Origin of the sequence: Sphingomonas sp. Ant H11 (genome assembly GCF_000797515.1) — a bacterium.
Classification (GTDB): Bacteria; Pseudomonadota; Alphaproteobacteria; order Sphingomonadales; family Sphingomonadaceae; genus Sphingomonas.
On sequence record NZ_JSBN01000128.1, the window covers coordinates 1 to 2,857 of the forward strand.

Annotated in this window: 1 protein-coding gene and 2 pseudogenes; all 3 read right to left on the bottom strand. The window is 67.1% G+C overall.

The features are described 5' to 3' along the window. Positions 1-239, bottom strand: a pseudogene (locus NW75_RS26920) (hypothetical protein); the annotation flags it as partial. After that, positions 236-2,184 (bottom strand): annotated as a pseudogene (gene shc / locus NW75_RS18980) (squalene--hopene cyclase). The pseudogenes NW75_RS26920 and shc, both read right to left, overlap by 4 nt. A gap of 9 nt (positions 2,185-2,193) precedes the next feature. Next, positions 2,194-2,857: hydroxysqualene dehydroxylase (locus tag NW75_RS18985; RefSeq protein WP_033966844.1), on the bottom strand; the 664-nt coding region annotated here is incomplete at its 5' end.

A 2,857-nucleotide genomic window follows, 5' to 3' on the forward strand; every position in this document is an offset into this window, starting at 1 on the left:
TCGGCTCGCCGGGGCGGTGGGAGATATGGAGATCGCCGACCACCACATCCCCTGCCCGCAAGGCTGGATCTAGCGCGCCCGCGACACCGCACGACAGCACCGCGGAAAACGCCGCCCGCCGCGGCTTCCAGTTCCCGCTCCAGCCGCGCCGCATCGCCGCCGCCCGCCACCACGACCAAGCCCGGCCGCGCGATGATCGCCGCCTCGCGCGTCAGCCCGCAGGCGACGAGGATCGTCACATTCCGAACGCCGGACGCGGATCGTTCGAGCGCTTCAGATTGCGATAGCGCGCCACCGCCCAGAGCGGGAAATAGGCCGGATAACCGTGATAGCGCAGGTAGAAGACGCGCGGAAAACCGCCGCCGGTATATTTCTCCTGCCCCCACAGCCCATCGGCGGCCTGGGTCGCGATCAGATGGCGGATGCCGCGTTCGACCGCGGGATGATCGACCTTGCCTGCTGCCATCAGCGCAAGCAGCGCCCAGCCGGTTTGCGAGGCGGTCGAGGGTGCCGGGGTATAGCCCTTGTAATCGAGCGCATAGCTCTCGCAATCCTCACCCCAGCCGCCGTCGAGATTCTGGATGTGGATCAGCCAGTCGGCGCCCTTGCGCACCATCGGATGCTTCGCATCGAGCCCGACGGCGTTCAGAGCGCACAGTACCGACCAGGTGCCGTAAATGTAATTCACCCCCCAGCGCCCGAACCAGCTGCCATCGGGCATCTGTTCCTTCTCCAGGAAGGCCAGCGCCGCCTTCATCCGGGGCGTATCGGTCTCGCCCAATTGCGCCAGCATCGACACCACGCGCGCGGTGACGTCGCTGGTGGGTGGGTCGAGCAACGCGCCATGATCGGCAAAGGGGATGTTGTTGAGATAATGATAGCTGTTGTCGGCATCGAACGCGCCCCAGCCGCCATCCTTGCTTTGCAGCCCGACGGTCCATTCGACCCCGCGCGCGATCGATTCGTCATAGACGGCAGGCGCGCGGTCCTTGGCGCGGTCCATCGCCATCACCACCACGGCGGTATCGTCGAGATCGGGGTAATGCGCGTTATTATATTGGAAGGCCCAACCGCCGGGGCGGACATCGGGCTTTTCGTCGGCCCAGTCGCCCTTCACGTCGAGCACTTGCAGCGGCTTCAGCCACGCCAGCCCCGCCGCCGCGCGCGCCTCGGCCTCCTCGCCGCCCACTTCCAGCATCGCGTGCGAGGCGAGCGCGGTATCCCAGACGGGCGAGACGCACGGCTGGCAATAAGCCTCGTCGTCCTTGACCACGAGCAACTTCTCGACCGATTCGCGCGCAGCGCCCGCGCAGGATGATCCTCCGGATAGCCCAGGCAATCGAACATCATCACGCTGTTGGCCATCGCCGGATAGATCGCGCCCAGCCCGTCCACGCCATTCAACCGCTCGGTCACGAAGGTGACGCAGGCGTCGATCGCGCGCTGGCGCGTGCCCTTGGGCCAGAGCGGCTCGACGCCCTTCAGCACGACGTCGAGGCCATTGAAGAAGGTCGTCCACGCCTGCTTGGTCCCCGCCGCCTTGCTGACCAGCTTGGCGCGCTTGGTCGTGTAAAGTTCGTCGACCAGCACGCCCGAGGGATTGCGCGCCACCGGCTTTTTGGCTGCCAGCACCAGCAGCGGCACGATCACCGTGCGCGCCCAATAGGACATTTTGGAGAGATGCACCGGGAACCAGCGCGGCAGCAGGATCAGCTCGACCGGCAGCGTCGGCACCGCGCTCCACGGCCCCGCGCCGAACAGCGCCAACTGGATGCGCGTGAAGACGTTGGCAGCCGCCGCCCCGCCCGCTTTGTGGATCGCCGTGCGCGCTTGCACCATGTGTGGCGCATCGATCGAATCGCCGATCATCTTGAGCGCGAAATAGGCCTTTACGCTGGCGCTCACATCGAAGGCACCGCCATGGAACAGGCCCCAGCCATGATGCGTCGGCGACTGTATGCGGCGCAGGTACACGCCGATCTTGCGCTCGATCTCCGCATCGCGCGGTTCGCCCAGATAGTGGCGGAGCAGCACATATTCGGCCGGAATGGTGGCATCGGCCTCCAGCTCGAACACCCAATGCCCGTCCGCATTCTGCAACCCGCCCAGCGCCGCCGCCGCCTTGCTCGCGGTAGCGTCGGCTTCGTCCAGGAGGGCGCTGCGGTCTATCGTATCGATGCTCATGCCCGCGCCTTAGCCGAGTCGGGCACCCCGCGCCAAGCGGGCAGCAGTCTCGCCCGATCGCAGTGCCCCTTCGATCGTCGCGGGCAGCCCGGTTTGCGTCCAGTCTCCCGCCAGAAACAGGTTGCGCCAGCGCGTGGCGGCGGGCGGACGCTTGGCGTCCTGTTCGGGCGTCGCGGCGAAAGTGGCGCGCTTTTCCTTGACGATCTGCCATGGTGGCAGCGTCGGCGGAAGACCGTGAATCGCGGCGATATCCGCCCAGAAGGTCGCGGCGAGGTCTGCGCGGTCGGTATCGACCAGATGGTCCGCCGCACTGACCGTTACCGAGATGCGATCCTCAAACGAGAAGATCCATTCCGCCGTGCCGCCAATGACGCCGATCATCGGCGCGACGCCCGCCGGCGGGGTGTAGGCAAAGTGCGCGTTGACGATCGCGCGGAAATCATCGGGCACGGTGAGGTCGGGCACCAGCGCCGCAGCAACCCACGGCGGCACCGCCAGGATAATGCTCTCGTCCGCTGCGACCGCCTCTTCGCCGCTCCCGAAATCGAGTGCGACGACGCGATCCTCGGCAAAGCGCAAGGCCCGCAGCCGCCGCCCGAGCGTCAGGGTGGTGCCCTGCCGCTCCAGCCACGACACCGCCGGATCGACGAACGCCGCCGCCAGCGTCGGCTCG